Here is a 2,686-nt window from a genome sequence, read left to right as displayed (position 1 = left end):
CGATGAGTTCCGGCCGGAGCAGAACGCCGAGCACAATCTGGTCTTCGGCATCGGCCCGCACGTCTGCCCCGGGCGTGCCCTGACGCTCATGGAGCTGCGGGTGGCGGTCGTCGAGCTGCTCGCGGGAACCGAGCGGCTGATGCCGGCGCCCGGGGAGGCGCCCGTCCGGGAGCGGCCGCCCGTGAGCGGGTGGGCCCAGGTGCCCGTCGTGCTCACCTGACTCCCGGCGTCCGACCGGCTGCGCGAGTGACCTAGGTCCCGGCCACGATCACCCTCTGGCCCTGCCGGTCGGGCCCGCGCGGCCGGATGCTGGGAACGAAGGAGGGGATCGCTGTGCTGACACTTCGAACCATGGGCGGCATCGCCCTGTTGCTCGCCGGAAGCACGTGGCTCTGGTTGACCCCGGCCTTCGCTGGTCGCGACGTCGCCACCAGCGGTGCCCTCTGGTCGACCACCCGCGTCCTGTGCCTGTTGACGATCGCGGGCTTCTGCGTCGCCACCGTCGGGCTGTTCGCCCGGCTGCCGTGGTGGGAGTGGGTGGCACTCGGCTCGGCGACCGTCGGCCTGGTCGCCCTCGTGCCGTACTGGCTCGCGGCCGACCGGGGCGGGGAGCCGGCCGGTACGACGGCGTGGAACGTCTTCGTCCACGTCCTGATGCTCGCCGGTGTGTTCGTCCTCCTGCTCGTCCCGCAGCTCGAGCGCTGGGTGGACCACCACGTCATGAGCGGTTGAGCTGAGCGTGCCGCACTCGGGCCACGGCATACTTCCCGCAACGAGGAGGCGCCGCCGTGAGCTCAGTGACCGAGTACCTCCACCTGTGGGAGGACCCGACAGGCTGGCTCGACACCGCATCGTACGGCTTGCCTCCTCGACCGGCGTGGGAGGCGCTGCAGGAGGCGCTGGATGAATGGCGCGTGGGTCGGGTCAGCTGGCGGAAGTGGGACGCATCCATCGATGCGGCGCGGGGCGCGTTCGCCCGGTTGATCGGCGCCGCACAAGAGGACGTGGCGACCGGCAGCACGGTGGCCGCGGCGCTGGCCGTCGTGGCGTCCTCGCTGCCTGCGGGCATCACCGTCCTCGTCGACGACGTGGAGTTCACGTCGAACGTCTTCCCGTGGCAGGTGCATGCGGACCGCGGCATACGTGTCGTCGCCGCGCCGACCGACGAACTCCTGGCATCGATCCGTCCCGGCGTCGACGTTGTCGCCGTGAGCGCCGTCCAGTCCGCCACCGGGACCGTGCTCGACCTTCCTTCAGTGGTGGCGGCGAGCGCGGAGGTCGGCGCGCGGATCGTGCTCGATGCGAGCCAGGCGGCGGGCTGGTTGCCGCTCGACGCCTCTCAAGTCGACGTGCTGGTGGCGCACAGCTACAAGTTCCTGATGTGCCCGCGTGGCGCCACGTTCTGCTACCTCTCCCCTCGCATGCGCGAAGGGATGCGACCGTTGCACGCGAGCTGGTACGCCGCTGAGGACAACACCGCCTCCTACTACGGGACCACGATGGAGCTCGCGCGCGACGCCCGTCGGTACGACCAGTCCCCTGCCTGGTTCAGCTTCGTCGCGGCCGCCCCCACCCTCGAGCTGATCGACCGCATCGGGGTGAAGGCGATCCATGACCACGATGTTGCCTTGGCCAACCGGTTCCGCGCCGGCCTGGGCATGCCGGAGGGCAACAGCGCGATCGTGACCGCTCGCCTGCCAGGTGCTGCCGAGACACTCGCCGCGGCTGGCATCCGCGCATCCGTCAGGAACGACCTGCTCCGCGTGGCGTTCCACGTCTACTCGACGGAGGCGGACGTCGATCGCGCGCTCGAGGCACTCCAGGCGTGACCTTCTCAGGAGTGGCGGTGGACGACGTCGACCGGAAGCCGGAGGATCTTGCCCGGGTCGGTCGTCGGCGAGGTCGGGTCCTGACATCCTGAGGGCATGCAGACCGTGTACGAGGCCGCCGGAGGTGACCAGGGCATGCTTCGTCTGGCGGCGGCGTGGCACTCCCGCGTGATGGCGGACGACGTTGTCAGCCACGCATTCAGCCATGGATTCAACCCCGACCACACCGAACGCCTCGCGGCGTACTGGGCCGAGGCGCTTGGTGGCCCGACGACGTACTCCGACTCCTACGGCGACGAAACCTCGGTCGTGCGCATTCACAGCGGCAACGGTCCGCACGAGGAGATGGATCGAAGGGCGATCGCCTGCTTCGACCAGGCGTTGACCGATGTGGGAATCCTCGAGGACAACCCCGTCCGTGCGGTGTTGCACGACTACTTCGCCTGGGCGACTACGACGACGATGTCCCGCTACCACCGGTCCGCCGACGATGTTCCCGATGGCCTACGCATGCCGCACTGGTCATGGGACGGACTCCAAGGATGATTCGCCGAGCCGGCTGAGGACGGCGTGTGACGCGCACTACCAGCGGCTGATCGGGCTCTCCGATCCGACAGCGGTATCACAGTGCATCGACTGGGGGCCGGTCAGCCGCGGCCATGCGCGGTGGATTGGTGTCACCTGGTGACCTCAACCCACCGCATAACGGGACGCAGTTCCGCTCAGCGGGCGCCGCGGAACTCTTCGGGTACGCGGGCGCGGCCGGTGCGTTGGAGGTCGAGGGTCATCTGGGCGAGGGCGCGGTCGAGGGGGTCGTGGGAGAAGAAGCCGGAGCCGACCGCTTCGTCGAGCTCCTC

Annotated in this window: 3 protein-coding genes and 1 pseudogene; all 4 read left to right on the top strand. The window is 69.5% G+C overall.

What is annotated here, in order from left to right; all coding sequences use genetic code 11:
* A pseudogene (locus VFZ39_RS10895) lies at window positions 1-220 on the top strand (cytochrome P450); the annotation flags it as partial.
* A 131-nt stretch (window positions 221-351) separates the two neighbouring features.
* Window positions 352-732, top strand: coding sequence for a hypothetical protein (locus VFZ39_RS10890; protein WP_330865773.1), 381 nt, complete (start codon window positions 352-354; stop codon window positions 730-732).
* Window positions 733-788: 56 nt separating this feature from the next.
* Window positions 789-1,829 (top strand): aminotransferase class V-fold PLP-dependent enzyme, encoded by a 1,041-nt coding sequence (locus tag VFZ39_RS10885; protein ID WP_330865772.1) that lies wholly within the window; start codon window positions 789-791, stop codon window positions 1,827-1,829.
* A 96-nt stretch (window positions 1,830-1,925) separates the two neighbouring features.
* The gene (locus VFZ39_RS10880; protein WP_330865771.1) at window positions 1,926-2,375 is read left to right on the top strand and encodes a group II truncated hemoglobin; all 450 of its coding nucleotides are present in this window, start codon (window positions 1,926-1,928) and stop codon (window positions 2,373-2,375) included.
* Window positions 2,376-2,686 lie beyond the last annotated feature (311 nt).

Source organism: Nocardioides sp. (assembly GCF_036374615.1).
Taxonomy (GTDB): Bacteria; Actinomycetota; Actinomycetes; order Propionibacteriales; family Nocardioidaceae; genus Nocardioides.
This window is presented reverse-complemented; position numbering and strand designations above follow the sequence as displayed.